The organism is Gemmobacter caeruleus (assembly GCF_008271655.1).
Classification (GTDB): domain Bacteria; phylum Pseudomonadota; class Alphaproteobacteria; order Rhodobacterales; family Rhodobacteraceae; genus Gemmobacter; species Gemmobacter caeruleus.
In genome coordinates this window covers 554,697-580,473 of record NZ_VKKX01000022.1, presented here as the reverse complement: position 1 = coordinate 580,473, position 25,777 = coordinate 554,697, and the positions used below count along the sequence as shown (strand labels likewise).

Annotated in this window: 21 protein-coding genes; 8 read left to right on the top strand and 13 right to left on the bottom strand. The window is 68.6% G+C overall.

Annotated features, from left to right (window positions below; genetic code table 11):
• Both amaB and FOA17_RS09750 read left to right on the top strand, forming a co-directional pair.
• A complete protein-coding gene (gene amaB / locus FOA17_RS09755) occupies nucleotides 1-1,500 on the top strand; it encodes an L-piperidine-6-carboxylate dehydrogenase (protein ID WP_149141279.1) in 1,500 nt (499 codons plus the stop codon).
• Nucleotides 1,501-1,647: 147 nt separating this feature from the next.
• Complete coding sequence (locus tag FOA17_RS09750) at nucleotides 1,648-2,727, top strand: saccharopine dehydrogenase family protein (RefSeq protein WP_149141278.1); 1,080 nt, start codon at nucleotides 1,648-1,650, stop codon at nucleotides 2,725-2,727.
• A 209-nt stretch (nucleotides 2,728-2,936) separates the two neighbouring features.
• Here FOA17_RS09750 and FOA17_RS09745 read toward each other — a convergent pair whose 3' ends face one another.
• The 5 genes from FOA17_RS09745 to FOA17_RS09725 form a co-directional block, all read right to left on the bottom strand.
• Nucleotides 2,937-3,839 carry a peptidoglycan DD-metalloendopeptidase family protein gene (locus FOA17_RS09745; RefSeq protein WP_149141277.1) on the bottom strand — a complete coding sequence of 301 codons (903 nt, stop codon included), beginning with the start codon at nucleotides 3,837-3,839 and terminating at the stop codon, nucleotides 2,937-2,939.
• A gap of 9 nt (nucleotides 3,840-3,848) precedes the next feature.
• Entirely contained in the window at nucleotides 3,849-4,448 is a 600-nt protein-coding gene (gene recR / locus FOA17_RS09740) for a recombination mediator RecR (protein ID WP_149141276.1), read from the bottom strand.
• Nucleotides 4,445-4,789 (bottom strand): YbaB/EbfC family nucleoid-associated protein, encoded by a 345-nt coding sequence (locus FOA17_RS09735; RefSeq protein ID WP_149141275.1) that lies wholly within the window; start codon nucleotides 4,787-4,789, stop codon nucleotides 4,445-4,447. The genes recR and FOA17_RS09735 overlap by 4 nt, the downstream gene beginning before the upstream one ends.
• A gap of 10 nt (nucleotides 4,790-4,799) precedes the next feature.
• Complete coding sequence (locus FOA17_RS09730; RefSeq protein WP_149141274.1) at nucleotides 4,800-6,557, bottom strand: DNA polymerase III subunit gamma/tau; 1,758 nt, start codon at nucleotides 6,555-6,557, stop codon at nucleotides 4,800-4,802.
• Nucleotides 6,558-6,638: 81 nt separating this feature from the next.
• Complete coding sequence (locus FOA17_RS09725; protein WP_149141273.1) at nucleotides 6,639-7,523, bottom strand: DMT family transporter; 885 nt, start codon at nucleotides 7,521-7,523, stop codon at nucleotides 6,639-6,641.
• Nucleotides 7,524-7,709: 186 nt separating this feature from the next.
• Here FOA17_RS09725 and FOA17_RS09720 point away from each other — a divergent pair, with 186 nt between their 5' ends.
• Nucleotides 7,710-9,029, top strand: coding sequence for an aminotransferase class I/II-fold pyridoxal phosphate-dependent enzyme (locus FOA17_RS09720; protein WP_149141272.1), 1,320 nt, complete (start codon nucleotides 7,710-7,712; stop codon nucleotides 9,027-9,029).
• A 348-nt stretch (nucleotides 9,030-9,377) separates the two neighbouring features.
• Entirely contained in the window at nucleotides 9,378-11,321 is a 1,944-nt protein-coding gene (locus FOA17_RS09715; protein WP_149141271.1) for an AfsR/SARP family transcriptional regulator, read from the top strand.
• Here FOA17_RS09715 and FOA17_RS09710 read toward each other — a convergent pair.
• The 3 genes from FOA17_RS09710 to FOA17_RS09700 all read right to left on the bottom strand — a co-directional run bounded on the left by FOA17_RS09710 (nucleotide 11,297) and on the right by FOA17_RS09700 (nucleotide 14,434).
• Nucleotides 11,297-11,860 carry a hypothetical protein gene (locus FOA17_RS09710; RefSeq protein ID WP_149141270.1) on the bottom strand — a complete coding sequence of 188 codons (564 nt, stop codon included), beginning with the start codon at nucleotides 11,858-11,860 and terminating at the stop codon, nucleotides 11,297-11,299. The genes FOA17_RS09715 and FOA17_RS09710 overlap by 25 nt on opposite strands.
• A 49-nt stretch (nucleotides 11,861-11,909) precedes the next feature.
• Nucleotides 11,910-13,397 carry a peroxidase family protein gene (locus FOA17_RS09705; protein ID WP_149141269.1) on the bottom strand — a complete coding sequence of 496 codons (1,488 nt, stop codon included), beginning with the start codon at nucleotides 13,395-13,397 and terminating at the stop codon, nucleotides 11,910-11,912.
• Nucleotides 13,398-13,504: 107 nt separating this feature from the next.
• Nucleotides 13,505-14,434 carry a YcaO-like family protein gene (locus FOA17_RS09700; protein ID WP_149141268.1) on the bottom strand — a complete coding sequence of 310 codons (930 nt, stop codon included), beginning with the start codon at nucleotides 14,432-14,434 and terminating at the stop codon, nucleotides 13,505-13,507.
• A gap of 110 nt (nucleotides 14,435-14,544) precedes the next feature.
• On the opposite strand from FOA17_RS09700, the gene FOA17_RS09695 reads away from it, so the two are divergent.
• From FOA17_RS09695 to FOA17_RS09685, 3 genes are all read left to right on the top strand, one after another.
• The gene (locus FOA17_RS09695; protein ID WP_149141267.1) at nucleotides 14,545-15,819 is read left to right on the top strand and encodes a caspase family protein; all 1,275 of its coding nucleotides are present in this window, start codon (nucleotides 14,545-14,547) and stop codon (nucleotides 15,817-15,819) included.
• Nucleotides 15,820-15,884: 65 nt separating this feature from the next.
• Nucleotides 15,885-16,325 (top strand): DUF6484 domain-containing protein, encoded by a 441-nt coding sequence (locus tag FOA17_RS09690; protein WP_149141266.1) that lies wholly within the window; start codon nucleotides 15,885-15,887, stop codon nucleotides 16,323-16,325.
• A gap of 6 nt (nucleotides 16,326-16,331) precedes the next feature.
• Nucleotides 16,332-16,682 (top strand): hypothetical protein, encoded by a 351-nt coding sequence (locus tag FOA17_RS09685; RefSeq protein WP_149141265.1) that lies wholly within the window; start codon nucleotides 16,332-16,334, stop codon nucleotides 16,680-16,682.
• On the opposite strand, the gene FOA17_RS09680 is transcribed toward FOA17_RS09685, so the two are convergent.
• Genes FOA17_RS09680 through tssH form a run of 5 tightly spaced genes read right to left on the bottom strand, consistent with a single transcriptional unit; the run spans nucleotide 16,673 to nucleotide 23,411 of the window.
• Nucleotides 16,673-17,524, bottom strand: a complete 852-nt coding sequence (locus tag FOA17_RS09680) for a hypothetical protein (protein ID WP_149141264.1) — start codon at nucleotides 17,522-17,524, stop codon at nucleotides 16,673-16,675. The genes FOA17_RS09685 and FOA17_RS09680 overlap by 10 nt on opposite strands.
• A 13-nt stretch (nucleotides 17,525-17,537) precedes the next feature.
• The gene (locus tag FOA17_RS09675) at nucleotides 17,538-18,503 is read right to left on the bottom strand and encodes a DUF4150 domain-containing protein (protein WP_149141263.1); all 966 of its coding nucleotides are present in this window, start codon (nucleotides 18,501-18,503) and stop codon (nucleotides 17,538-17,540) included.
• A complete protein-coding gene (locus FOA17_RS09670) occupies nucleotides 18,500-19,552 on the bottom strand; it encodes a 3-oxoacyl-ACP synthase (protein ID WP_149141261.1) in 1,053 nt (350 codons plus the stop codon). The genes FOA17_RS09675 and FOA17_RS09670 overlap by 4 nt, the downstream gene beginning before the upstream one ends.
• Nucleotides 19,549-20,655 carry a DUF2169 family type VI secretion system accessory protein gene (locus FOA17_RS09665; RefSeq protein ID WP_149141260.1) on the bottom strand — a complete coding sequence of 369 codons (1,107 nt, stop codon included), beginning with the start codon at nucleotides 20,653-20,655 and terminating at the stop codon, nucleotides 19,549-19,551. Before FOA17_RS09665 ends, FOA17_RS09670 begins: the two co-directional genes overlap by 4 nt.
• Before the next feature lie 29 nt (nucleotides 20,656-20,684).
• On the bottom strand, nucleotides 20,685-23,411 hold the full coding sequence (gene tssH / locus FOA17_RS09660) for a type VI secretion system ATPase TssH (protein ID WP_149141259.1): 2,727 nt from the start codon (nucleotides 23,409-23,411) through the stop codon (nucleotides 20,685-20,687).
• Between the two features lie 163 nt (nucleotides 23,412-23,574).
• On the opposite strand from tssH, the gene FOA17_RS09655 reads away from it, so the two are divergent.
• A complete protein-coding gene (locus tag FOA17_RS09655; protein ID WP_149141258.1) occupies nucleotides 23,575-25,695 on the top strand; it encodes a protein kinase domain-containing protein in 2,121 nt (706 codons plus the stop codon).
• Nucleotides 25,696-25,777: the final 82 nt, after the last annotated feature.

Here is a 25,777-nt window from a genome sequence, read left to right as displayed (position 1 = left end):
ATGACCCATGCCGACATCCTTCAGGCCAACGGCCTGAGCCAAGCCGAACTGACTGGCGGCACGCTGGCCGTGCGTTCGCCCATTGATGGCGAGCTGGTGGCTCATGTCCACGAAACCGACGCCGCCGACATGCCCGCGATCATCGCGAAATCGCAAGCCGCCTTCCGCGCCTGGCGCAGCGTCCCGGCCCCGCGCCGGGGCGAACTCGTCCGTCTGCTGGGCGAGGAGCTGCGCGCCAGCAAAGAGGCGCTCGGTGCGCTGGTGACGCTGGAGGCGGGCAAGATCACCTCCGAAGGTCTGGGCGAAGTGCAAGAGATGATCGACATCTGCGATTTCGCCGTCGGCCTGTCGCGGCAGATCTATGGCCTGACCATCGCGTCGGAACGCCCGTCGCACCGGATGATGGAAACCTGGCACCCGATGGGGCCCTGCGGCATCATCTCGGCCTTCAACTTCCCGGTCGCGGTCTGGTCGTGGAACGCGGCGCTGGCGCTCGTGTGCGGCGACCCGGTGATCTGGAAACCGTCGGAAAAGACCCCGCTGACCGCCATGGCCAGCATGAAGATCATGGAACGCGCGCTGGCCCGCTTTGGCGACGCGCCCGAGGGGCTGGTGCAACTGGTGATCGGCGGCCCGGCCGTGGGCGAGGCGCTGGTCGCGTCGAAAGACGTGCCGATCATTTCGGCCACCGGCTCCACCCGCATGGGCGGTATTGTCGGCCCGAAAGTCGCGGCCCGCTGGGGTCGCCCGATTCTGGAGCTTGGCGGCAACAATGCGATGATCGTGGCGCCCTCGGCGGATCTCGACATGGCGGTGCGCGCCATCGCCTTTTCGGCGGTCGGCACCGCGGGCCAGCGCTGCACCACGCTGCGCCGCCTGATCGCGCATAATTCGGTCCGTGGCGAACTGGTGGAGCGGCTGACCAAGGCCTATGCCAGCCTGCCCATCGGCGACCCGCGCCGCGCGACCACGCTGATCGGCCCGCTGGTCGATCATGCCAGCCGCGACCGGATGCTGGCCCAGATCGAGAAGGCCCGCGCCGAGGGCGGCACCGTCCATGGCGGCCAGACCGTGACCGACGGCGTGCCGCAGGGCGGCGCCTATGTCAGCCCCGCCCTGATCGAGATGCCGCAGCAGACCGACACCGTGCGCGAGGAAACCTTTGCCCCCATCCTCTATGTCATGGGCTATGACACGCTGGACGAGGCGCTGGCGATCCAGAACGACGTGCCGCAGGGCCTGTCCTCCTGCATCTTCACGCTGAACATGCGCGAGGCCGAGACCTTCCTCTCGGCCGCGGGTTCCGATTGCGGCATCGCCAATGTCAATATCGGCCCCTCGGGCGCCGAGATCGGCGGCGCCTTCGGCGGCGAAAAGGAAACCGGCGGCGGGCGCGAAAGCGGCTCGGACGCCTGGAAGGGCTATATGCGGCGCCAGACCAATACCATCAACTACGGCGCCACCCTGCCGCTGGCGCAGGGCGTGAAGTTCGACTTCTGATCCTTCGCGGTGCGGCTGGCATTTTGCCCGCCGCACCGATTTTTCGCCGAAAAATCGCTACACTTCGGGCGGTCTGTCTGGCGAAATCGGCAAGCCTGTCGCTTACCCTGAATCTCTCAAGACAGGTTCAGCGGACAGGAAATTCCCATGTCATTCAACAAGATCGCGGTTCTCGGCCTCGGCAAGGTCGGCCATCTGGCGGCCGAGCTGCTGGTGGAAAGCGGTTTTACCGTCACCGGCATCGACGCGCGCCCCACCGAGGCCGCCTTTGCCACGAAAACCGTGGATCTGAGCGACGCCGCCGCGCTGAAAGCCGCGCTGGCAGGGCAGGAGGCGGTGCTGTCCTGCCTGCCTTATCACCTGAATATCAGCGTCTCGACCGTCGCGCATGGGCTGGGCCTGCATTACTTCGACCTGACCGAGGACGTGCCGACAACGAAGCACATCCGCGAGCTTGCCGAGACCTCCAAGGGTCTTATGGCGCCGCAATGCGGCCTCGCCCCCGGTTTTGTCGGCATCGTCGCCGCCGATCTGGCGGGGCAGTTCGATACCGTGCGCTCGATCAAGCTGCGCGTCGGCGCCCTGCCGCAGAACCCCACCGGCCTGCTGGGCTATGCCTTCAACTGGTCGCCCGAAGGCGTGGTGAACGAATACCTCAACGATTGCGAGGTGATCGAGGAGGGGGTGCTGAAAACCGTTTCGGCAATGGAATGGCTGGAGACGATCTATATCGACGGCATGCAGCTGGAGGCCTTCACCACCTCGGGCGGCCTGGGCACCATGTGCGAAACCTATCTCGGCCGCATCGAGAACCTGGACTACAAGACCATGCGCTATCCGGGCCATGTGCAGCTGATGAACTTTTTCTTCCACGAACTCCTGATGCGCGAGAACCGCGCCGAGGCGGGCCGTATCCTGACCAATGCCAAGCCCCCGGTGGATGAGGATGTGGTCTATGTCCATGTCGCCGCCGAGGGCCGGGTCAACGGACAGATGCGCCGCAAGGAATTCGTGCGCAGCTATTACCCGATCGAGATCGGCGGCAAATCCCGCACCGCGATCGCCTGGACGACCTCGGCCTCGGTCGTGGGCGTGATCGAGATGGTGCGTGCCGGCGCCCTGCCGCAGCAAGGCTTCCTCAAGCAGGAGGATATTCCGCTGAAGCCCTATCTGGAAACCCGGACCGGGAATTATTACCAGATCGGCCACCGCGCGCGCCACGCCTGAACCTGATCCAGCGGAGCGGGGCCTGTCGGCCCCGCACGTCTTTTGCCTCGGCCGCGCCCGCCTTCGGCGGGGACGGCCTCAGGCGTTCTTGAGTATTTTTGCAAGAAGCAAAACCCGAAGGGGCGCGCCGTTTGGCCGCCCCTTTCTGCGTTCTGGCATTTGCTCCTTGCCCAAATACTCAAATGCCGCCGCTTGCCGCGGGCGCCCGGTCAGCGGGTGAAGGCGGATGCGGGCAGGCGCAGGATCAGGTTGGGATCCGGGCTGATCTGTTGCCAGATATCCCACAGGCTTTCATGGCCGACGCCGAAGAAATTGCCGTCGGTCTGGTCGAGCATGTCGGTGATGATCTGGAAATGCAGGTGGGGCGCCCAGCCGCCGTTTTCGGGCCAGTCGCCCAGATGGGCGATCACGCTGCCTGGGGCGACAATCTGGCCCGGCTGGCACAGAGAGGGGAGGCTGGCGCCGAGATGGCCGTAAAGCGTGCGGAAGCGGGTGCCGTTTGCCTCATGTTCCAGCATCAGCGTATGGCCGTAATCCAGCGGGTCGGCATTGTAGCTGACCGAGGCGACGCGACCGGGCAGCGGGGCATGGACCGGGGTGCCGGCAGGGGCGAAGACGTCGATGCCCAGATGGATCATCCGGCGTTCCGGGCTGGCGCGGTCGGCGAATTGGGCGGCGGTATAGACGCTGCGCTTTTCGCCATAGGGGCCAAGGCCGTAGCGCGCGCCCTGTGCGGCGAACCATTGGTCGAAGGCCGGGTCGGAATAGGCGGGCATGTCGGGCATCTGGCCGGCGGTCAGCAGCGCCATATGCGGGCTGGTCGCGATATCAGGGGCAAAGACCGGCGCCGGCGTCGTCATCGCAAGGTGGTCGGTCACGATCTGTGCGCCGCGCAGGGCGGGCAGGCCGGCTCCGCTGCGGATCACAGCGCGCAGCAGCCCCTGATCAACCGAGCGCAGGCGCGCAGCCTCCTCTGCCGGGCCAAGCGCGGCATAAAGGGCCGGCAGCAGGTCTTCGGCCTGGGCGGGGCCGAGGCCGGTGCCGGCCCGGCGCAGGCCGGCGTAAAGATCGCTTTGGCCGATCAGGCTGGCGGCGATGCGGGCGATGTCCATTCCGGTCTCCTATAGCTGGCGCCGCGCCCGCAGCGCCGCGCCGATGGTGCCATCGTCGAGATAATCCAGCTCTCCCCCGACCGGCACGCCCTGCGCCAGCGAGGAGAGCCGCACCCCGGTTCCGGCCAGGGCATCGGCGATGTAATGCGCGGTGGTCTGGCCATCGACCGTGGCATTGAGCGCAAGGATCACCTCGCGCGTGGTCTCGTCGCGCACACGGGTCACCAGTTGCGGGATGCGCAGATCCTCGGGGCGGATATTGTCGAGCGCGGAGAGCGTGCCCCCCAGCACATGATAGCGGCCCTTAAACACGCCCGCGCGTTCCATCGCCCAGAGGTCGGCGACATCTTCCACCACGCAGATCTCGCCCGTGGCGCGGCGCGGATCGGCGCAGATCGGGCACAGATCTTCGGTGCCGATATTGCCGCAACTGGCGCAGTCGCGGGCCGTTAGGGCGACATGCGCCATGGCCTGCGCCAGCGGCGCCATCAGCGGCCCGCGTTTGCGCAGCAATGCCAGCACCGCCCGGCGGGCCGAGCGCGGGCCGAGGCCCGGCAGGCGGGCCATCAGCGCGATCAGATCCTCGATATCGCCGGGGGCGGACATCAGAAGGGCAGTTTGAAATCGGGCGGCAGGCCAAGCCCTTCGGTCAGGCGGGCCATTTCCTGCTGACCGCGGGCCGCGGCTTTGGCCTGCGCGTCCTTGATCGCGGCGACGATCAGGTCTTCCACCACCTCTTTTTCCGAGGGCACCAGAATGGCCGGGTCGATCTCCAGCCCGGTCAATTCGCCCTTGGCGGTGCAGCGCGCCTTGACGAGGCCGGCGCCGGCCTCGCCCATTACCACGGTATTGGCCAGGGTTTCCTGCAATTCGGCCATCTTGGCCTGCATGTCCTGCGCGGCCTTCATCATCTTGGCCATGTCGCCCAGGCCACCGAGATTCTTGAACATGCGCGTCTCCTCAGTCTTCCTCGAAGGGATCCCATTCATCCTCGACCTCGGGCAGGGCCTGCACGGCGGCGGCCTGTGCCAAAGCCTCGGGGGTGCGGATTTCGGTGATCTTCGCGCCGGGAAAGCTGGCCAGAACCGCCTGCACCAGCGGGTTTTCCAGCGCCTCCGTCTCGGCCTGGCGGCGGTCGGCGTCGCGCAGTTCGGCCACGGTCGGCGCGCCGCCCGAGCCCACGACCGAGACCGCCCAGCGGCTGCCGGTCCAGCCTTGCAGGCGCTGCGCCAGCGTGGCGGCCAGATCGCGCGGGGCATTCGCGGCGGGTTCGAACTCGATCCGGCCGGGGGCGTATTTCGCCAGCCGCACATGGCTTTCCACGGCGAATAGCAGCGTCATGTCGCGCTTGTCGCGGATCAGGTCCAGCACATGATCGAAGGTGGCATAGACCTGAAGCCGGTCCTCGGCCATGGCCAGCGCGGCGCCCCCCTGCATCGTCGGGCCCATGGCGGGGCCGCGGGCGGGCGCCATCATGCGCGGCGCGGCATGGACCATGCCGCTACCACCGCCGCCCGCCGGCGCACCGCCCCCGCCCGGCTGCACCGGCGGCGGGCCGGATTGCAGGCGGCGCAGCAGCGCCTCGGGGTCGGGCAGATCGGCGACATGGGTCAGCCGGATCACCGCCATTTCGGCAGCCATCATGGCATTCGGCGCCAGCGCCACCTCCTCGATGGCCTTGAGCAGCATCTGCCACATGCGCGTCAGCACCCGCATCGGCAGGCGCCCCGCCATATCCAGCCCGCGCGCGCGTTCATCCGGCGGCACGGTCGGGTCTTCGGCGGCCTCGGGCGTGATCTTGATCACGGAAATCCAGTGCGTGATCTCGGCCAGGTCGCGCAGGACCGCCATCGGGTCGGCGCCGTCGGAATATTGCGCGGCAAGTTCGGCCAGCGCCTCGGGGGCGGCACCCCGCAGGATCATGTCGAACAGATCGAGCGTGCGGCCCCGGTCGGCCAGGCCGAGCATGGCGCGCACCTGATCGGCCGTCGTCTCGCCCGCGCCATGGGCAATCGCCTGATCCAGCAGGCTCATGGCGTCGCGGACCGACCCTTCGGCGGCGCGGGTGATCAGCGCCATCGCGTCGGGGGCAAGCTGCGCGCCCTCCAGCCCTGCGATGCGCGCCAGATGCGCCATCATCACCTCGGGTTCGATCCGTTTCAGGTCGAACCGCTGGCAGCGTGACAGGACGGTGACCGGCACCTTGCGGATCTCGGTCGTGGCAAAGATGAATTTCACATGGGCCGGCGGTTCCTCCAGCGTCTTGAGCAGCGCGTTGAACGCGCTGGTCGAGAGCATGTGAACCTCGTCGATGATGTAGATCTTGTAGCGCGCGCTGGCGGCCCGGTAATGCACGCTGTCGATGATTTCGCGGATGTCGCCCACGCCGGTGCGGCTGGCGGCGTCCATCTCCATCACATCGACATGGCGGCCCTCGGCGATGGCCTTGCACTGGTCGCAGACCAGACAGGGTTCGGTCGTCGGCCCGCCCTGGCCATCGGGGCCGATGCAGTTCAGCCCCTTGGCGATGATGCGGGCGGTGGTGGTCTTGCCCACGCCGCGCACCCCGGTCATCACGAAGGCATGCGCGATCCGGTCCGCCGCGAAGGCGTTTTTCAGCGTGCGCACCATCGCCTCTTGCCCGATCAGATCGGCAAAGGTGGCGGGGCGATATTTGCGGGCCAGAACCTGATAGCCCTGCGCTTCGGTCTCGGACATGCGTATTCCCGGATTCTTGCCGTGCCAACCTAAGCATTGGCGGGGGCTTCGTCCACCCGCCGCCTTGCGCGTCGTCGCGGCTCAGGCCGGTTTCGGGCGGCGGCTGGCCAGTGCCACGCCAAAGGCCGACAGCGCCATGCCCGCCCAGGCGGCCGGCGGCATCGCCTCGCCCAGCAGGGGCCAGGCAAACAGCGCGGCGAAGGCCGGCACCAGATAGAACAGGGCGGAAACGCGGCTGACCTCTCCCGCGCGGATCATCGCCAGCAAAAGCGACATGGCGAGCAGCGAATTGCCGATCACCAGATACACCATGATCCAGACGAATTCGGCGTTCCAGTCCAGCCGGGTTTCCTCGGTCAGCAGGGCCAGCGGCACGGTAAAGCCGGCGCCGACCGCATATTGGATCAGGTTCGAGGTGACGGGATGATGGCTGACGCCAAAGCGTTTCTCATAGAGCGTGCCGCCCGTCATCCCCAGCAGAGCCAGCACCGTCAGGGCGATGCCCAGCGGCGGTTCGGCCTGCACCGATCCGCGCGACAGGATCACGATGATCGCCCCGGCCAGCCCCGCGCCCAGCCCCAGCCAGACACGGCGGCCCACCGGCTCGGCCACGAAATGCGGGGCGACCAGGGCGACCAGCACGGGTTGCAGGCAGACGATGATGGCCACCCCTGCCGCCGACATGCCGATCTTGAAGGCGACGTAACACAGGCCGAAATAGCCGACCTGGATCAGAAACCCCACCAGCGCCACATCCGCCCAGGCGCGCGGAGTGCGAGGCATCGCCGGCCGCAGAATCAGCGCGACCGGCGCCAGCACCGCCAGAACCAGACTGTAGCGTAGCGCCAGCAGCGTGAGGGGCGGCGCATGGGCAAGGCCCAGCTTGGCGATGGCGAAGCCCGCCGACCACAGGATCAGAAAGATGGCGGGCGCGGCGATCAGCCAGAGGGGGCGGTGCGGTGTCATGGCGCGACTATCGCCGCCTTTCGCCGGCCGGGCCGCGTCAGACCCGACAAGGATGTGTCGCTTTTACGCAGCTGCCCTGTGCCGTCAGGCGGGACATTGCGGCGCTGACGCTGGGCTGACGCTGGCTTTGGCAAGGTGGATGAAAGGCCCGTGACGGGGCCGCTTCCACACGAAGGACCGACAGCCATGACCCGCCGGATCGCCCAGGATGACCTGCTTCACAGCACCGCCGCCGATTGGCGCGATGCCGACAATGTCGATCTTCTGGCGCGCTGGCAGCCGATGACCGACTGGATGGATGCCCGCCTTGCCGAAGGGCTGGATGCCGGCTGCAAGTCGAACTCGGCCCGGATCGGGCCGCATGTCGTGGGGCGCGACCGGGCGGGGCGCGGGCTTTCGGGCCTCAATCTCGCGATGCAGGACGCGCTGTCGCTGGCCTCGCATCCGCAGATCCTGACGGCGGCCTCGGCGGCGGCGCGGCGTTTTGGCGTGCATGCGGCGGGGCCGGCGGCGCAGATGGGCCTGTCAACCCTGACCGCGATGCTGGAGGACCGCCTGTCGATGTTCCTCGGCTGCGAGGATGCGACGGTTTTCGCAAGCGGCTGGCTGGCGGGCTATGGCGCTGTCACGACGCTGGTGCGCGAGGGCGATCATGTGCTGATCGACCGCTGCACCCGGTCTTGCCTGCAAGACGGCGCCCGGGCCTCCGGCGCGCGGCTTCATCCCGTGCCGCATCGGGGTGAGGGCACCATCGCGGATCGCCTGGAACGCCTGCGCGACGAGGATCCGCAGGCCGGCATTCTGGTGGTTGTTTCGGCCATGGCCCCCTGCGAGAGCGAGGCCGCCGATTTGGAGCGCCTGCAACGCCTGTGCAAGCGCCATGCCGCCACGTTGATGGTGGATGTGACGCATGATCTGGGCATTCTGGGCCAGACCGGGCGGGGCGTGCTGGAAATGCAGCAGATGCTGGGCAAGGTGGATGTGGTTCTGGGCAGTTTCGCCCGGGTCTTTGCGTCGAATGGCGGCTTTGTCGCCTCCAGCCATCCGGCGCTGAAGCTGGCGCTGCGACTGGGCAGCAGCACGCAGGCCGATACCACGGCGCTATCGCCCGTGCAGGCGGCGGTGGCGCTGGCCGCGCTGGACATCATCACCAATCAGGAAGGCGCCGAGCGCCGCGCCCGGCTGATCGACAATGCCCGCCGGCTGCGGCAGGGGCTGGATGCGGCGGGTTTCCGCAGTTCGGGCCAGCCCGGCGCGGTGATCTCGGTGCCGCTCGGCCGGGTGGGACCGGCGCGGCGACTGACCGCCGACTTGCTGGCCCATGGCGTGCTGGTCAACCTTGAGGAAGGGCTGGACGATCCCGGCGATGCCTGCTGGCGGCTCAAGCCGATGGCCGATCATTCGCCCGAGGATATCGACACCTTCATTTCGGTGCTGACCGCCGCGCGCGATCGCCTGATCGCGGCCGATGAAAGCAGCTACCGCGCCCGTTACGCGGTGGCCTGACCCTATTCCCGAGTGTCTGAAGTGCGAGTTGCGGCCAGGGCGCCGCGGGCGAATCATGCGCGTCCGCCCGGTGCCCGCGCCGATCTGCATCCCGTGTTGCGGTGCTTTCGCCCTTTGGGTGGACCCGCGATTGCGGGCCGCGCCCGCTTCGGTTCCCCTCCCGAGGCGGGCGCCTGGCATTCCGCGCCCCTGCCGGGCGGCTGTAGGGCGCTAAGCCTGCCGAGGTGCTGAATATTCAAGCATCTCGCGCGCAGGTTTTGCGCCCTGCGCGCCAATCGCGCATGGACGCAACCGCCCGCCTGTTCTATCCCTGAGAACAGGGAACAGGACATTGGGGCAAGGGAGTGCATGGCCGCAGGCTATGGGTATCGAATCCTGGACAGGTTCAGCCTGTCGCGGGACGACGCCGAAATTCCGGCGCGCGGGCAGAAGCACAAGGCGATCCTCGCCTGGTTCTGCCTGACCGGTGCCGGCACGATTGGGCGCGACAAGATGGCCGACCTGCTCTGGTCCGATTCCGGTGCCGACAAGGCGCGCGGTTCGCTGCGCAACACCCTGCATGTGCTGGCCAGGGACGCCCAGCCGCATGAGCTTTTCGTATCGGGGCGCAGCGATCTGCGCAGCCTGATCGGCGCCCCCCCCGACGAGATCGAGCGCGATCTGGCCGATTGGGATGCCGGGCACACCGCGCCCTTGGCCGCGCGGTCGCTGACCGATGCCGACATGCGCTTTGCCGCCGATCTCTGGGGGCTGGATCCGGTCTTTGACGCCTTTCTGGCCGAACGGCGCGCGACCTGGCTGACGCAGACCGCGCTGGCGCTGCGCAGCCGGCTGATCCAGGCCACCGCCCCCTCGGCCCGGCGCATTCTGGCCGAACGCCTGCGCGAGCTGGAACCGCAGGACGAAGAGGCGACCCGCGCCCTGATGCGGATCGAGATCGCGGCGGGCAACAATGCGGCGGCGCTGGATCATTACCGCCGGCTCTGGGATGTGCTGGACGAGGAATTCGACATCGAACCCTCGCAGGAGACCCAGGCCCTTGCCGTCGCGGTCAAGATGGCCGGCGGCCCCCCCGCCCCGCCCGAGACCGATCCGGGCGCCGGGGCCGAACGGATCACCATCTTTCTGCACCCCTTCGCCTTTGGCGCCGTGCCCGACGATATCCAGATCCTCGTGACCTCGGTGCAGGCCGAACTTTCGGCCGCGCTGTTCGCGGTCGAGGATTGGGTGACGATCGAAGCGATGCCGGGCATCGACCTGCCGCGCCGCGCCGGTCATTACGAATTGCGTGGCACCCTCTCGCCGGGGCTGGAGGAGATGCGGCTGATCCTCACGCTGAAGGATCTGGCCTCGGGCACGATCATCTGGACCTGGCCGCTGAGCCTGCACCCGGATGAATGGCTGCGCAATTCCGGCTTTGCCGTGCAGCGCATGGCGATCCGCCTGACCGGCAAGCTTGAGGCGCATTACATTTCGCGCATTGGCGATTATCGCGACGAGGAGCTTGCCGATTTCCGCAAGCTGATGCGGGCGCGCTGGCTGATGCGCGACTGGTCTGCCGATGCCGACCGCCGGGCCGAGGCCTTGTTGCGGTCGGTCGCCTCGGCGGGGGAGCTGGGCATCCGCGCGCGGGTCGGCCTGGCCGAGATCCTCAATAGCCGCGAGCTGATCTTTCCGGGGCTGGGGCCGGTGCATGCCGGCGTGCCCGAGGCGCTGGAAATCGGGCGCCACTGCACCGAGGCCGCGCCCGACCGGGGCGATGCCTGGCTGGCCTATGGCTGGAGTTCGATCCTGTGCGACGATGTGGAAACCGCCGGTCAGGCGGCGGGCATCGTGGCGGATCTGTCGCAAAGCAACCCCCGCCGCCTGTCCGGCGCGGCCGAGATGATGGCGCTGTCGGGGCAGGTCGCCCGGGCGGTGCGGCTGGCCGATGCGGCGGCGCGGCTGGATGCCGGGGTCTGCCGTGTGTCGCTGGGCTATCGCGTGCCGGTCGCCTTTCTGAACGGCGATTATGCGGCGGCGATGGATCTGGCGGAACGGTCGGGCGGGCCGATCCCCTTTACCTATGCCTATGCCGCCGCCGCCGCGCATCTTGCACGAGAGCCGCTGCGCGCGCGGTCATTCTGGACGCGGTTCTGTGCCGATCTGAACCGGCGCTGGCAGGGCAGCGCCCCGCCATGCCCCTTGCAATGGTTCCTGGCCGCCAGTTCGATGCGGCGTGGCCATGGCCTCGACCTTGTGGCCGAGGCCCTGTCCGCGCTGGACGATCAGCGGCAGGAACGCGTGGTGTAATCGCCGACATTTGCCCAGACGAACTGCATCGACGACATCTCGCCTTCGAAATAGGGTTCGATATAGGGCATGTTGTCAAAGCGCGTGCCGGCGGCATCATGTTCCAGCGCGAGATCTTCCTTGGCGGCGATGTTATGCGGCTCGGGCAGGCGGATATTGACGTGATCGGCGGTGTTGTGAAACAGCCGCATCTTGGCGCCACGCCGCACATTGCGGACCTCCAGCACCGTCTCCACCGCCCAGATGCCCAGCGGATCGGCCGAACCGTCCCCCTCCAGCGGGGTGAAGGTGACGGCGAACTTGTCGCCCGCGACCGGCGCATCGGGGATATCGGGCGACCGTTCGATCCGGCCGGTTTCCGAGGTCAGCGTGCCGGCATGGGCGCGGGCATAATTGCCCAGCAGCGTCACGAACCCCTCGACCGTGGTCGGCAGCGCGGATTCGGGCTGGCGGGTCAGCGCGATCATGAAGGCGCCGGTCAGGGTAAAGTTGATGGTTTCGTATTTCACATCGGCCGGGATCGGGGTGTCGGGGGTCATTCAGGCAGTCTCCCTTGGGTTCTGGATGGGCCAGATCCGGGGCTGAATCTCAGGCGCTCAGCTTGCGGATCAGGTCGGGCATCGACACGGGCAACTCATACCCCGCCCGTATGGGGGCTGCCGGCAGCGCGGCCTCGGAAGCCGCGAGGGCCGCATGGATCGAGGCCATGAGGATACCCGACCCAAGCGCGCCCAGACTTGCGCCATTGCCATAACCTTCGGCCTGTGGCCCCGCGCCCGCCTCTGCCAGCACATACAGATAGAGCGGGGGATCTTCGATCAGATGGCGCTGCGGGGCAAGCCCCGCCTGCGCATAAAACCGCTGGATCACCCCGCGCCGCCCCCGTGCCGTCCAAAGCCGCCAGTCGGGAAAGCTGCCCTGCCAGCGCGGCGCCAGCCGCTTGGCCAGCACGCTGACCCGTTGCAGCCCGCCATCCACGCTGCGCGCGAGGTCACGCAGGCACAGGTCATTGTCGCTGCTGGCCAGCGCGGAATGGATCTCCAGCCGGTCGGGCAGCGCATAATCCGACCCGAACATCGCCGCCACGCCCCCCCCAAGCGCCAGCGCATGTTGCGGCGGGTGGGCGGGGTCGAGGTCAAAGAAATTGCGCCAGTCGATGCGCCAGAAATTCTCGCTGCCCGGGCGGCGGCGGCGCTCTTCGATATCGTCGATGCCGGCCAGTAGATCGGCGGTGGCGACGGTATCGCGGTTCATGCGGTACTGGCTGCGCACCATCCAGTGCCCGAAGCGCATCACCGCATGGGTCAGCTCCACCGGAATGGCGGCGGCACCGCGCCGGTCGGGGCGGGTGCCGGTCATGCCGGGCAGGCACAGGCGCGGCAGGTAATCGCGGCGCAGGATGTTGTGCCAGGACCGCACCGTGCGCAGCCGCGCGGTCAGCCGAGCCGTCGCCGGATCGGTCCCCGCATCCAGCAGGCCCGCCTCGATCCGCTGCGCAAGCAGGATGAACAGCGCGCAAAGCTGCGCGATCATCGGGTTGTCGTCATTTCGCGCGTCCGCCACCGCGCCCAGGCTGCGCTTTGCCCGCCCCTGCCGCCGCAGCCGGGGCAGATCGACCGAGACGAAGGGAAAGCCGGGCGTCGGCGTCGGAAACCGCCACAGCGCCGGCCCCGCCGACCGGGCCGCGACTGGCCCCAGCAGCGATTCCAGTTGCAGGGGCTGGCCCCGCCGCGCCGAGGGTTGCGCCACCGCCTGCGCAACGCCATTCAGCGGGTAGTCGAACACCCCCTCCGATGCGCCGCAAAGATCATGCGCCAGCAATTGCCCCAGATAGGTATAGCCCGCCGGGATCGGGCTTTCCTCCTTGGCCGGCTTGACCAGACAGTCGGCGATCGGCACCAGTTCGCGCACCGATTGCAGCAGACCGCCGCCCCCGCAATGCAGCGCGTTCTGCGCCGTGGCGCGGTGCGGGCAGCCGAAGTTCCGGCGGTCGTCGGGCAGGCTGCGGGCGGGAAGGCGGGCCTGCGCCGGATCGGCCCGCCAGTCGAGATAGGGGGAATCGTCCTTGGGAACCATCGCAAATACCACATGTCGATCCCGGCACGCCGGGCATTGAAAAAGGATCACGAGGAAATCAGGCAACGCTGTGCGTCCAGTCTGGCGCAGCGAACGTCAGCGCAGCGTCATTGCCCGCGCGCGGGTGGCGACAGGGGCGGGGCCGGGGCCAGCGCCTGCCGCGCCAGCGGCCAGCCGGGGCAGATGCAGCGCGCCGCCGGCAGCCCAAGGGTCGGGTGGCTCAGATCGGCAAAGCCGCAGTCCAGCCCCGCCGCCCGCATCCGGGCGATCAGCTCGGGCAGGTCGGCCGGGGGATCGGCCTCGGTCGGCGCGCAGCTGCGGGGCAGGCGGGCGCGCAGGCCCTGGTCGCGGTGGTCACGCTCGGCCTCATCGGGGTGCCGGGGCGGCAAGAGCCAGGCCAGTTCGGCCTGACACATCTCGCGCAGCGCGGCGCCGGCGGCGCGGGCGGGGTCGGGATGGGCGGCGCTGCCCATCGACTGCCGCGCGCCATCGGCATCGGCACTGACGGCCAGCCGGATCGCCAGCCCGGGCAAGAGCGGCAGCGCGAACAGCCGGGTGATGCGTTCATGGCCGGCCCCAAGGCGCAGGCGCCGCAGATCGGGCGCCGCGTCGGCACGGATCGCCAGCCGCCCCTGCCACCACAGCGCCAGCGCCGCGCGCTCGGCCCTTTCGCAAAAGGCGGCGGCGCGGGCAGCCTCGGGCGTGGGGCCGGCGGCGCACCCCTCGCTGCCCGGGCCATCGGCGCCCGGCACCGCGCGGGCATCCGCGCAGAGGATCCGTCCCCCCGCCGAAACCAGCACGGGCGCCGGATGCGCCGCCGCGCAGATCGCCAGGCTTTCGCCCAGTTCCCCCAGGGCGCGACGGCGGGCCTCGGCCTGGGTCTGCCCGATCCCCGCCGCGCGCGGATCGAGGATCGGCGCCGCGCCCTGCCAGCGCGCCAGAACCAGCACCAGCCCCGGCGCCCAGGGCGGGCGCAAGGCGCGCAGGTCGGCCTCGGCGGCCAGGGCCTCGAAGGCGGGGGAAAGCGGCGCGTCCATCGCCCCATGCAAGGCCGCCCCCGCCCGGATTGCAAGCCCCTTTGCCGGAAAGCGCTTGGCGGGAATCGCCGGCCGACCTAGCCTTGCCCCGTTCCGGGACCGGAGAAGCGATGTCTTTCCTGCGCCTTGCCCTGCGCCTTTGCGGTGCTGTTCTGCTGTTGGTCACGCTGGCGGCGCCGGCCCTTGCGGGGCAACGGCTCGCGCTGGTGATCGGGATCGACGATTATGCCGCGCTGAGCGATCTGCAAAAGGCGCGCAACGACGCCACCGCCATTGCCGCGCTGCTGGAGCGAGAGGGCTTTGCCGCGACGCTGCTGCTTGACGCCGACCGGCGCGCCATCGGGCGGGCGGTGTCGGCGGTCGCGGCGCGGCTGGGGCCGGGCGACGAGGTGCTGTTCTATTTCGCGGGCCATGGCGTGCAGATCGCCGGGCGCAATTATCTCATCCCCGCCGATGCCCCCGCTGTCGGCCCCGAGGACGAGGCCTTTCTGACCTCGGAAAGCATTGCCGTCGATCAGGTGCTGGAGACGTTTCAGGCGCGCGGCACGCGGGTGGCGGTGCTGATCCTCGATGCCTGCCGCGACAACCCGTTTCCGCGCAATGCGACGCGCGCGGTCGGGTCGGGGCGGGGGCTGGCGCCCGCCAACCCGACCGAGGGCGCCTTCATCCTGTATTCCGCCGGGTCGGGGCAGACCGCGCTGGACCGGCTGGGCGATGGCGATGCCAACCCCAATTCGGTCTTTACCCGCACCCTGCTGCCGCTGCTGGCCCAGCCGGGGCGCCCCTTGCAGGATATCGCCCGCGCCCTGCGCGCCGAGGTGGAGGCCCAGGCCGCCCGTATCGGCCATGACCAGCGCCCGGCCTATTACGATGAACTGACCGGCGATTATGTGCTGCGCGCCGGCGCGGCCCCCAGCCCGCAGGCGGCGGCGCCGGATGAACCCTGCACTGCCGCCCGCCGCGAATGGGACGGCATCGCCGTCGAGAAAGACCCCGCCCTGCTGCGCGCCTTTGCGGTGCTGCATTTCGCCTGCGAGCCGTTCCGCCGCGCCGCCCTGGATCGTGCCGCGATGCTGGAGCGGGTGGCGCCCCAGCCGCAGCCCCAACCCCAGCTTCAAACGCGCGCCGACCCCGCGCCCGCCGATCCGCCGGCGGCGGGGCCGACCTGGCGGGTGCGCCCCGATGTGTCGGACGGGTTTCTGAACCTGCGCAGCGGCCCCGGCACCCGCCATCCGGTGCTGATGCGGTTGGATGCGGGCACCGGGGGCCTGCGGCTGGGCAGCTGTCGGGCACCGGATTCGGGGCAAAGCCGGCTTGACTGGTGCCAGGTCGCCCTGCGCGGCCGCGAAGGCTGGGTCTGGAGCGGCGGGATCGAGCGCGACTGACGAAAACGCTTCGTTCCCCGGGCGATTCGGCCCTATGCTGCGGCATTCTTGCAGGAATTTTCGCGATGATTTCAGACCCTGTCGAAACTGCGGCCCGGCCGGTGGATGGCGTGGTGATCGGCCTGTTCCTGGGCTTTCAGGACGCGGCGCCGCTGGTCGTCTTTCCCGGCAATGCCGCAGATCATGCGATCCCCGCGCGCAGCCTGGCGCGGCTTGGCCCCGAGGATGCGGGATCCGAGGTCGCGCTGCTGTTCGAGGACGGGCGCCGCGACCGGCCGCTGATCGTGGGTCGTGTCGTAGAACCCGTGCGCGCGCCCGATGCCGCCCGGGTGGTGCATGATGGCGAATGCCTGCGCCTGACCGCGCAGGAACGGATCGAACTGCGCGTCGGCCGTGCCTCGATCATTCTGGAAAAAGACGGCCATATCACCATTCGCGGCACCTATCTGGTCAGCCATGCCTCGGCGTCGAACCGCATTCGCGGCGGCTCGATCAACCTGAACTGACCCGCGATGGCCGCCCCCGTCCTGCCGCTGATCCTGCGCCAGCATGCCGAACAGGCGGCCTTTCTCTGGACGGTCTATGACCGCGCGCGGCTGTTTCCCGACGAAAACCCCGAGATGGACGATCTGCGCATCGCCCGCCTGCTGGAGCGGCTGGAGGCGCATCTGGACGGGCTGCGCATCGCCGGCGACGAGGGCCGCGCCATCGCCGAGGCCCGCTATCAGGATTACCCCGAGGCGGGCGAGCTGTTCGTGCTGCGCATGCTGCAACCCGGCGCCGAAAACCATCGGATTGCCGATCTCGATCTGGGCCGGGTGCGCGACTATCTGGCGGCAAAGCTGGGCGCGGGTCAGCCGTAGCTGTAGCGCAGCCAGATCTCGCCATCATGGCGGATGACCGAGGGGCCGCCGGCAAAAGCGGCATAGCGGCCGGCGGTGCGGATGCCGTGGGCGATGAACGTATCCCGCACGATCTCAATGCCGTTATCGGTCAGGCGCCCCACACCGGCCTCGCCGCATGCCAGCCAGACTTCATCGCCGTAGCGCGCCATCTCGTAAAGATCATGAGCTGTCGCGGTCAGGTCGGCCCAGTCCTCACCTGCGCCCCGAAACAGCGCGCCGTTGTCGCCGCAGACCAGATAGCCCGCGCCGTCACGCAGAAGGTCCTGAAAGGTTGCGTCGGTGGGCAGGTCCACGCGGCGGCCTGGCCCTTCGCCTCGCCAGAGCCATAGGGCCCCTTCATCCCCCGCCGCCGCGAAATCCTGCGCGCCTTGCCCAGCCAGCGCGTTGATCCAAATACCCAGATCCGGTGCCATTGCGCGCCAGCCCCTAGCGTCCAGCCGGTAGACCCGCCCACCAGTGCCGCCGGTGATGACCGTGCCATCGGGCAGGCAGGCAATCGCGCGCAGCCCGTCGGGGGCGACCGGGGTTACGCGCCAGGTGCCGCTGGCATTGTCATGCACATGACCATCGGCATCGCAGGCATAGACCGCCCCGTCCGGCCCCTGCGCCAATGCGGTGATCCAGAATTGCCCTTCATAGGCGGCCTCGGCCGGGCCACCTTCGGCGGGGCGGGCAATATCGGGGATCTCCGACAGCATGGTATAGAAATCCTCGCCATCCGTCGCCGTGAGGTTCACGAGGATCTGGCCGCCGGGATGCAAAAGCAGGCCGGTCACGGTCCAATCGGCGTCATCGCTCATCGCTCTCTCCTTGTCATGCCGAACCCGATGTTATCTTTGGAGCTTTGGGCTTGAATTTGCCGGAGCCCGGGCAGCGCACCTGGGTATTTTCACCTGTCTTCTTGTCCATCTTCGGGAGGAAGAAAGCATCGCAGACCATGCGCAGGCATTCGATGGCAGGATGTTCCTTGCCATCGGGGGAATCCGCGATGGCGGGCTTGGCCTTTTTCATCGCTTCCATATTGCCATCGCGGGCCTGCTTGTAGGTCGGGTTCTTGCCGCTGGCGCGCTGTTTTCTGGTCCATTCCTTCTGGGCCTGGGTCTTGCGCCCGTGTTGGGTTTTTTTGTTCGTCGCATCATTCAGGCAGACGCAGGGCGCCTCGTTCAACTGGTAATCCGGCACCGAGGAGATCCCTCCGGCGGCGTTGCGGCTGTTCATGAAACAGGCATTCTGGATGATGTGATCGGATTGCTGGCCGGTTTTGCATTCCTTGCCCGCATGTTTGTAGGCATGCACCTTCATCCCGTGTTCGGCGAGAATCTTGGCGCAGCTGATGCCCCCCACCGACAGTTTGGCGATCTCGGGCCAGGGCGGGGCATTGCCGGCGGGCGAGGCATGGTTATGGGTCGCGAGGTCGGTCATGCGGATGACCGGCTCGCCCTCGAATTTCACGTCGCCCGACCAGCTGTTGAAATATTTCTTGCCGGTATTCTTGGAGGTGATGATGCCCTTCTTGGGCGCGCAGCCGGCCTCGGTGCCGCTGGTCTTGGATTCGTCGGACTTGTTCTTGATGTTCACGGGCTTGCCCGCGATCATCACCGTCGCCGTGCCGTTTTCGGTATCCGAGGCCATGCCGAAGGACGGGTAGGGGATCGGCACGCCGGGCGGCGTGGCGGGGGTCTGCGGCGGGGTGAAACAGGTATCGGGAAAGGCCGCGATGGTCTTGGCATCCACCGCCTTGCCCGAGATCTCCAGCCCGTTGGCATAGACATTGGTCATGCGGGCGCCCTCCGGTCTGCCGGGCGCACCTCATGCAGCACGCAGGCCCCGCAGGCGCCGTCATCGCCCGATCCCTCGATCAGCACCGGGCTGCCGGGGGCATAGGCCTTGCGGCTGGCGGCCAGCGCCATGGCCAGCATCGCCGGCACCACGGCGGCCCCGATATTGCCCAGACTTTCCGCCGGGCTCCACAAATCCTGAAACGGGGTGCGGCCGCGTTCCAGTCGCAGGCTCGCCAGCGCGGCCTGCTTGAAGAAATACTGTTCCCCGATCAGGTCCGAGATGCGGTATTCCACATGCGCCAGATCGACATTGGCCTCGGTCAGCGCCTGGCGATAGGCCTCGGTCATGCCATCGCCGCGCAGGGGCAGGGGGGCGCCATCCTCGCCCAGCGTGTTATGGGCATGTGCCACCTCACGCGCGAGGCCAAGGCCGGTCAGCCGCAGGGGGCCGACGCCGGCGCGGCACAGCACCGCCGCCGCCGCCTCGCCCGGGACGAAACCGTCGGCGATGCCGGGGGCCATCAGGCGCGCGTGATCCAGGTAATGCGCGATGCTGCGCGCGGTCAGGTAGCTGTCCACCCCCAGGATCATCACCTGCGCCGCGCCGCCGGCGATCATGCGCCGCGCCCGTTGCAGCGCGACAAAGCCCGACGGCCGCCCATGCGCGATGACATGAACCGAAGGCGCGGCCGGCAGGGCCAGGATCTCGGCCAGCAGCCGGGCAAAGGCGGCAGGATCCGGGATGGGGCGACCCGGGCGCCCCTCTTCGGCCAGGCACAACAGCAGCGGCGTGCCCGCGGCGGCGTCGCCCTTGCCCTGCATCACATCCGACAGCGCGCCGGCCGCCAGATGCGCCAGCCGCCGCATGCCGATCCAGTTGCGCGGCAGCGGCACCGGCGCCCCGATCAGCCAGTTGCCATCGCCCCCCATGAAGCGCGTTTCGGCAAAGCCGTCCAGCCGCCCGCGCATCGCCGCACAGGCCGAGGCCGCGTCCAGCCCGACCGCCGTCACCAGCCCCGCCGCAGCGATATGGAGCGGCAGGTTCATGGCAGCGGTTCCTCCGGCGCGTCTTCTTCGGTCGCGACCGCGCGCAGATAGTCGCGCCCTTCGGCCCGGGCGCGCAGCATGGCAGGGGTGGGCGGGCCGATCCAGGCCTCGGTCCATTCGGCCAGCGTGCGGCGGATCGGCGCCCAGGTGCGCCAGACCAGCATGAAGACCCGTGCCTCGGTGTCAAAGATCAGCGTATCGGGCAAAAGCACCGCCTCATGCGCGATGTCGCGGCCGCGCAGCAGGGTGACGGGCAGGCGGGTCTCGGGCAGGCGGAATTCCTCGCGCCCTGCCGGCGTCAGGCCCACGACCACCACGGGGGTCATCGGCGCGGGCGGGTCGATCTGCTGATCCTCGGGCGCCATCTGGTAATAGCGTTCGTCGAAATCGGCGGGCAGGAAGGGGAACACATTGTCCTTCCAATGGTCGTCATAGGTGCCGGCATGGCGCGCCCGCGCCGGCCAGGCCCGCCCGATCGGGCCAAGCGCCATGGGCCGATGCGCGCCAAAGGGCGAGGTGACGGGATCGTCCACCGCCTCGGTATTGGGCAGGGCCAGCCCGTCGATCTGCGCGCCGGGCGACAGGGTTGCAAAGCCCAGACCCACCGGATTGTCGGCAAAGACCGGCGGCGCCGGATCGTCGGGGCGCGCGCGGTCGGGGCCGCCAAAGGCCGTGTCATAGGAAAACGGCTGGCGGGTAAAGGGATGGGGGCGGGTCGCGGTGATCGCGGGGCCCAGCACGCGCCATTGCCGCGGCCCCACCACATCGAACTGCTTTACCCACTGGCCCACCCGCAGCCCCACGCGCACCCGTTCGGCCGGGCGCCCGCCGGGGGCATGTGCGGCACCCTGCGCCACCACATCGCAGCGCGCCTTGCGAAAGGCGAAGTCTGTTTCCCACAGCGTCGCGGAAAAGCCCGGCGCGCCGGTCGCCTCATCCGCCATCACCAGCGGGCGCTGCGGATCCAGCAGCCCGGGTGCAGCGCCGGGCTGGTCGGGGAAGGCGAAGCTGCCCTTGATCACCAGCGAGACAAATTCCCGCCCCGCCACATCCATGCCCATTGTCATCTGATGCACGAAGCGCGTCTGGTTATGGACCTGCATCTTGCCGCGCCTCCGCTGGCCGACCCCTTTCAGGCAAAGTCATAGGCAAAACCGTCCGTCGTGCCGGTGACGGTGACACGGGTCAGCGGGCTGCCCTCCAGCTTGCGGTTCAGCACCTGCCGGCTGAGTTCGGGCAGCAGCGTGTTGGTCAGGATCGCGTCGATCATCCGTCCGCCGCTTTCGATCTCGGTGCAGCGCGCCTTGATCTGATCCATCACGCCCTCGCCGATCACCAGTTCGGCGTCATGCCCGGCCATCAGCCGCCGCGCGATGCCGCGCAGCTTGTGCCCGGCAATCGTCTCGATCATCGCATCCGACAGCGGATAATAGGGGATGGTGACGATCCGCCCCAGCAGGGCGGCGGGGAACACATCCAGCAGCGGCGGGCGCAGCGCGGCGGTCAGATCCTCCAGATCCGCGCCGGTCTTGCCGCTGTCGGTCATGGTCATGATCTCGTCCGAGCCGACATTGGAGGTCAGCAGGATCAGCGTGTTCTTGAAGTCGATCCGCCGGCCCTCGCTGTCATCCATCATCCCCTTGTCAAAGACCTGGAAAAAGATCTCATGCACATCGGGATGGGCCTTTTCCACCTCATCGAGCAGGATCACCGAATAGGGCTTGCGCCGCACCGCCTCGGTCAGGATGCCGCCCTTGCCATAGCCGACATAGCCGGGCGGCGCGCCCTTGAGGGTGGAGACGGTATGCGCCTCCTGAAATTCGCTCATGTTGATGGAAATCAGGTTCTGTTCCCCGCCGAACAGGGTTTCGGCCAGCGCCAGCGCGGTTTCGGTCTTGCCCACGCCCGAGGGGCCGCAGAGCATGAACACCCCCACCGGCTTTTCCGGGGCGCCAAGGCCCGCGAGGCTGGTCTGGATGCGGTTCGCGATCATGCCCATGGCGTGATCCTGCCCGACCACCCGTTCCGCCAGAATGCTGGCCAGCGTCAGCGCGCGTTCGGTCTGGCTGGCCAGCATCCGCCCCATGGGAATGCCGGTCCAGTCCTGCACGACCGACCCGACCGCCAGCCGATCGACCGAAGGCAGGATCAGCGGGCGTTCGCCCTGAAGCGCCGCAAGCTCCGCAGTCAGCGCGCGCAGCCGGTCAAGCGCGATGGCGCGTTCGGCCTCGGTCATGCGCGGGGCCGGGGCATCTTCGGCGGCATCGACCCCAGCGGGCGGTTCGCCCGTGTCCTCGGGCAGTTCGGCGGTGTCATCGACCGCCAGCCCCTCGCCGCGCAGCGTGGCACGCAGCGACAGCACCTCGTCCACCAGCCCGCGCTCGGCCTCCCAGCGGGCCTTCGCGGCCTCCAGTTCCGTCGCGGCCGCGGCCAGCGCGGCGGTCACCGCGGCGCGGCGGTCCTCCACCTCCATGCCCACGGCGGCCTCGCGCGCGATGATCGCGGCCTCCACCTCCAGCGCTTGCTGGCGGCGCTCGATATCCTCGACCTCGGCGGGGGTGGCGTGCTGGCTGACGGCCACGCGGGCGCAGACGGTATCCAGCAGGCTGATCGCCTTGTCGGGCAATTGCCGGGCCGGGATATAGCGGTGCGACAGGCGGACGGCGGCGTCGATCGCCTCGTCCAGGATTTCCACCCGGTGATGTTTCTCCAGCACCCCGGCCACGCCGCGCAGCATGCGGATCGCGGCCTCCTCTGAGGGTTCCTCGACCTTGACCACCTGAAAGCGGCGGGTCAGCGCCGGGTCTTTCTCGATATGTTCCTTGTATTCGGCCCAGGTCGTTGCGGCGATGGTGCGCAATTCGCCCCGCGCCAAGGCGGGCTTGAGCAGATTGGCCGCATCGCCGGTGCCCGCGGCGCCGCCGGCCCCGATCAGGGTATGCGCCTCGTCGATGAACAGGATCACGGGTTTCGGGCTGGCCTGCACCTCGTCGATCACCGCTTTCAGGCGCTTTTCAAATTCGCCCTTCACGCTGGCCCCCGCCTGCATCAACCCGATATCGAGCATATGCAGATCGACCGCCTGCAATTGCGGCGGCACATCGCCGCGCGCCAGGCGCAGGGCAAACCCCTCGACCACCGCCGTCTTGCCCACCCCGGCCTCGCCGGTCAGGATCGGGTTGTTCTGCCGCCGCCGCATCAGGATGTCGATGATCTGGCGAATTTCGGCGTCGCGTCCGATCACCGGGTCGATCTTGCCGGCCTTGGCGCGTTCGGTCAGGTTGGTCGCATATTGCGCCAGCGCCGATTTGCCCTGGGGTTTGGCCCCCTGCGGCGTCGCCTGCGCCGGGGCGGCGGCGGTGGTCTCGACCGAGGCCTCCAGCAGCCCCTCCAACTGGCCTTCCATCGCTGCCGGGTCGATCTTGTCGAATTCGGCCGAGATCTTCAGCAACAGCCCTTCCAGCACCGGCACCTTGAGCGCGGCCAGCAGGATGAAGCCCGACCGCACACTATCCTGCCCGCGATCGAGCGAGCCAAGCGTCCAGCCCTCGCGGATGGCGTGAAAGATGTGGTCAGAAAATTCCTCCACCGCGCCGGCGCCATAGGGCAGGCGATCCAGCGCGCGCTGGATATCGCCCTCCAGCCGGGCGGCATCGACACCGGCCGACTGGCACAGGATCTCGAAATCCGACCGCTCCGCGCGACTGAGCTGTTCGATGAAATGCGCCAGTTCCACATAGGGATTGCCGCGGGCCTTGGCGCTTTGCGCGGCGGCGGAAAAGGCGCGCAGGCAGGTTTCGTTCAGCTTGCCGACAAGCTCTTTGCGTTTCACGGTTTCCTGGGAACCACGCGGGGCCATCCAGTTGCCCTTTCGTCAGAAAATGGGGTGCAAGAACGTCTGATGCAGAAAAAACGGGAAAACTCCCGGGACTCAGTCTAGTCTGGAATCATCCGTTGCGCGACAGTTTTGCGAGGGGCACGATTTTTCGCCCCGAAGGCTTTGAGAGCATGAGGGTTTTCAGATGATCGAGGCTTTGCCGGGCGACATTTTCCAGCGCGGGCAGGTGCTGAACAACACCTATGAGATCGAGGGCGTGCTGGGCCGGGGCGGCACCGGCGAGGTGTATCGGGCGCGCAACCTCATCTCCGGTCGCGTGGTGGCGATCAAGGCGCTGAACGCGCAATTCTCCGGGCAGGACGGCTACATCGAACTGATGCGCCGCGAGGAACAGATGCGCGACATCCGCGATGATGCGGTGGTGCGCTATACCGAATGTTCGCGCAGCGATCAGGGGCATGTGTTTCTGGTGATGGATTACATCGCCGGCCCCTCCATCGCCGATCTGATGCAGCAACGCCGGCTGGAGCCGCGCGAGCTGATGATCATTGCGCATCGCATCGCCGAGGGGCTGACGGCGGCGCATCGTCAGGGCATCGTGCATCGCGACCTGTCGCCCGATAATGTGATCCTGCGCGATGGCAGCCCGGAGCGCGCGACGATCATCGACTTTGGCATCGCCAAGGATACGGCGGCGGGCGCGCGCACCATTGTCGGCAACGATTTCGCCGGCAAATACGAATATGCCGCGCCGGAACAGCTTGAGGGCCGGGCCGAGCCGCGATCGGATCTCTATGCGCTTGGCGCGCTGCTGCTGGCGGCCTATCGCGGGCAGATCCCCTTTGCCGGGCAGACCCCGGGCGAGATGATCCGCCGCAAGCAGGAACCGCTGGAAACTCAAGGGTTGCCCGAGCCGCTGAAGGGGCTGATCGAATGGCTGTCGGCCCCGAAGGCCGAGGCGCGCGCGCCCAGTGCGGCGGCAGTGGTCGCGCAACTGGACAAGACGCTGAAGGGTGGGGGCGCGCCCGAAACCCGCGCAGCCCCGCCGCCCCGCCGCAAGGAGGCCGCCCCCGCACGGCGCGGGGCGGGCTGGCTGTGGCTGCTGCTGCCGGTCGTGCTGGGGCTGGGGGGGGCGGGCGCCTGGATCGCCGGGGTGTTCGACCCGTTCCTGACGCCCACGCTGCCCGTGGTCAGCCCCTACACGCTGGAGGCATCGGCCCCCGAGGGCGGCGCGCCGCAACTGGCGGCCCATGCTCCCGATGCCGCCGGGGCGGCGGCGCTGCGGGCGGGGTTCGCCGCCCTGGCCGGGGCCGAGGCGCCGGAAAGCGCCGTCACGCTGGCCGCCGGCGCGCCTGCGCCCGACTGGCCGCAAACGGCGGCGGCGGGCTTCGCGGCGGCCAAGGGCGTGCAGGACTGGTCGTTCCGGCTGAGCGACCGCAAGGCCACCGTCACCGGCCTTGCCCCCGATGCCCGCACCGCCGAAACCATCCGCGCGGCCCTGGAGGGCTGGGCCAGGGCGGGCCAGATCGACCTGAGCCTGTCGCTGACCGTCGGGCCGAAACTGCTGGGCCGCGATGTGCTGGACCCGGTGCTGGAATCGCGCGCGACCTGCGGGCGGCTCAGCCTGGTGGACCCGCCGGCGGGGGGCTATCCGTTCGGGGCCACCATCGCCATCACCGGCGCCGCGCCCGATACCGGGCTGGCGACGGATCTGCAACTGGCGCTGCGCGACATCGTGGGGGATCGCACCGTGGCGCCCGCGCTGACCGTGCTGAACCCCGACCTCTGCGCCGTGCGGCAGGTGCTGCCCGATGTGCCGGGCAATGCGCTGTCGGTCTGGCTGGGGCAGGGCGCCACGGGCGAGGCCAATCTGACCGGCGTCTATCACAAGGGCGACAATCCGGTGGTGGAGGTGCTGGCCCCCGCCACGCTGAGCGAGGGGCGGCTCTGGGTCATGGCGGTGGACAATACCGGCAAGGTCTTCAACCTGGTGCCGAACATGAATGCCGGCGAAACCGCGCTTTCGGCGCTTGGCACCGTGGCCGACGGGGTGCGGCGGGTGCGGGTGCTGTGGTCGGTCGATGAATTCAAGGCCGACCGCACGCGGCTGGCGATGCAGGTCACCGACCGCGATTTCGGCAAGAGCGAGATCCTCGCCATCCTGACCCGCGAGGATCTGTTCGACACCCGCCGCCCGCGCGACGAATCCATCGCCTCTTTCGCGGAATCGCTGGCCGTGGCGCAGAAAGAGCGGCCGGGCAACATCATCGGCCTGGCCTCGCGGCTGCTGGAATCACGGCCCTGATCGCCGCGCGTCGGTCCTGCACGGCAGCGTTGCAAGAATCGCGGTGCCGTGCCAACCTTGGCCACATTCTTTTTGATTTACA

Coding starts and splice junctions, on each gene's coding strand:
- amaB (WP_149141279.1), top strand. CDS start 1: ATGACCCATGCCGACATCCTTCAGGCCAACGGCCTGAGCCAAGCCGAA.
- FOA17_RS09750 (WP_149141278.1), top strand. CDS start 1,648: ATGTCATTCAACAAGATCGCGGTTCTCGGCCTCGGCAAGGTCGGCCAT.
- FOA17_RS09745 (WP_149141277.1), bottom strand. CDS start 3,839: ATGGACATCGCCCGCATCGCCGCCAGCCTGATCGGCCAAAGCGATCTT.
- FOA17_RS09735 (WP_149141275.1), bottom strand. CDS start 4,789: ATGTTCAAGAATCTCGGTGGCCTGGGCGACATGGCCAAGATGATGAAG.
- FOA17_RS09730 (WP_149141274.1), bottom strand. CDS start 6,557: ATGTCCGAGACCGAAGCGCAGGGCTATCAGGTTCTGGCCCGCAAATAT.
- FOA17_RS09725 (WP_149141273.1), bottom strand. CDS start 7,523: ATGACACCGCACCGCCCCCTCTGGCTGATCGCCGCGCCCGCCATCTTT.
- FOA17_RS09720 (WP_149141272.1), top strand. CDS start 7,710: ATGACCCGCCGGATCGCCCAGGATGACCTGCTTCACAGCACCGCCGCC.
- FOA17_RS09715 (WP_149141271.1), top strand. CDS start 9,378: ATGGCCGCAGGCTATGGGTATCGAATCCTGGACAGGTTCAGCCTGTCG.
- FOA17_RS09710 (WP_149141270.1), bottom strand. CDS start 11,860: ATGACCCCCGACACCCCGATCCCGGCCGATGTGAAATACGAAACCATC.
- FOA17_RS09705 (WP_149141269.1), bottom strand. CDS start 13,397: ATGGTTCCCAAGGACGATTCCCCCTATCTCGACTGGCGGGCCGATCCG.
- FOA17_RS09700 (WP_149141268.1), bottom strand. CDS start 14,434: ATGGACGCGCCGCTTTCCCCCGCCTTCGAGGCCCTGGCCGCCGAGGCC.
- FOA17_RS09695 (WP_149141267.1), top strand. CDS start 14,545: ATGTCTTTCCTGCGCCTTGCCCTGCGCCTTTGCGGTGCTGTTCTGCTG.
- FOA17_RS09690 (WP_149141266.1), top strand. CDS start 15,885: ATGATTTCAGACCCTGTCGAAACTGCGGCCCGGCCGGTGGATGGCGTG.
- FOA17_RS09685 (WP_149141265.1), top strand. CDS start 16,332: ATGGCCGCCCCCGTCCTGCCGCTGATCCTGCGCCAGCATGCCGAACAG.
- FOA17_RS09680 (WP_149141264.1), bottom strand. CDS start 17,524: ATGAGCGATGACGCCGATTGGACCGTGACCGGCCTGCTTTTGCATCCC.
- FOA17_RS09675 (WP_149141263.1), bottom strand. CDS start 18,503: ATGACCAATGTCTATGCCAACGGGCTGGAGATCTCGGGCAAGGCGGTG.
- FOA17_RS09670 (WP_149141261.1), bottom strand. CDS start 19,552: ATGAACCTGCCGCTCCATATCGCTGCGGCGGGGCTGGTGACGGCGGTC.
- FOA17_RS09665 (WP_149141260.1), bottom strand. CDS start 20,655: ATGCAGGTCCATAACCAGACGCGCTTCGTGCATCAGATGACAATGGGC.
- tssH (WP_149141259.1), bottom strand. CDS start 23,411: ATGGCCCCGCGTGGTTCCCAGGAAACCGTGAAACGCAAAGAGCTTGTC.
- FOA17_RS09655 (WP_149141258.1), top strand. CDS start 23,575: ATGATCGAGGCTTTGCCGGGCGACATTTTCCAGCGCGGGCAGGTGCTG.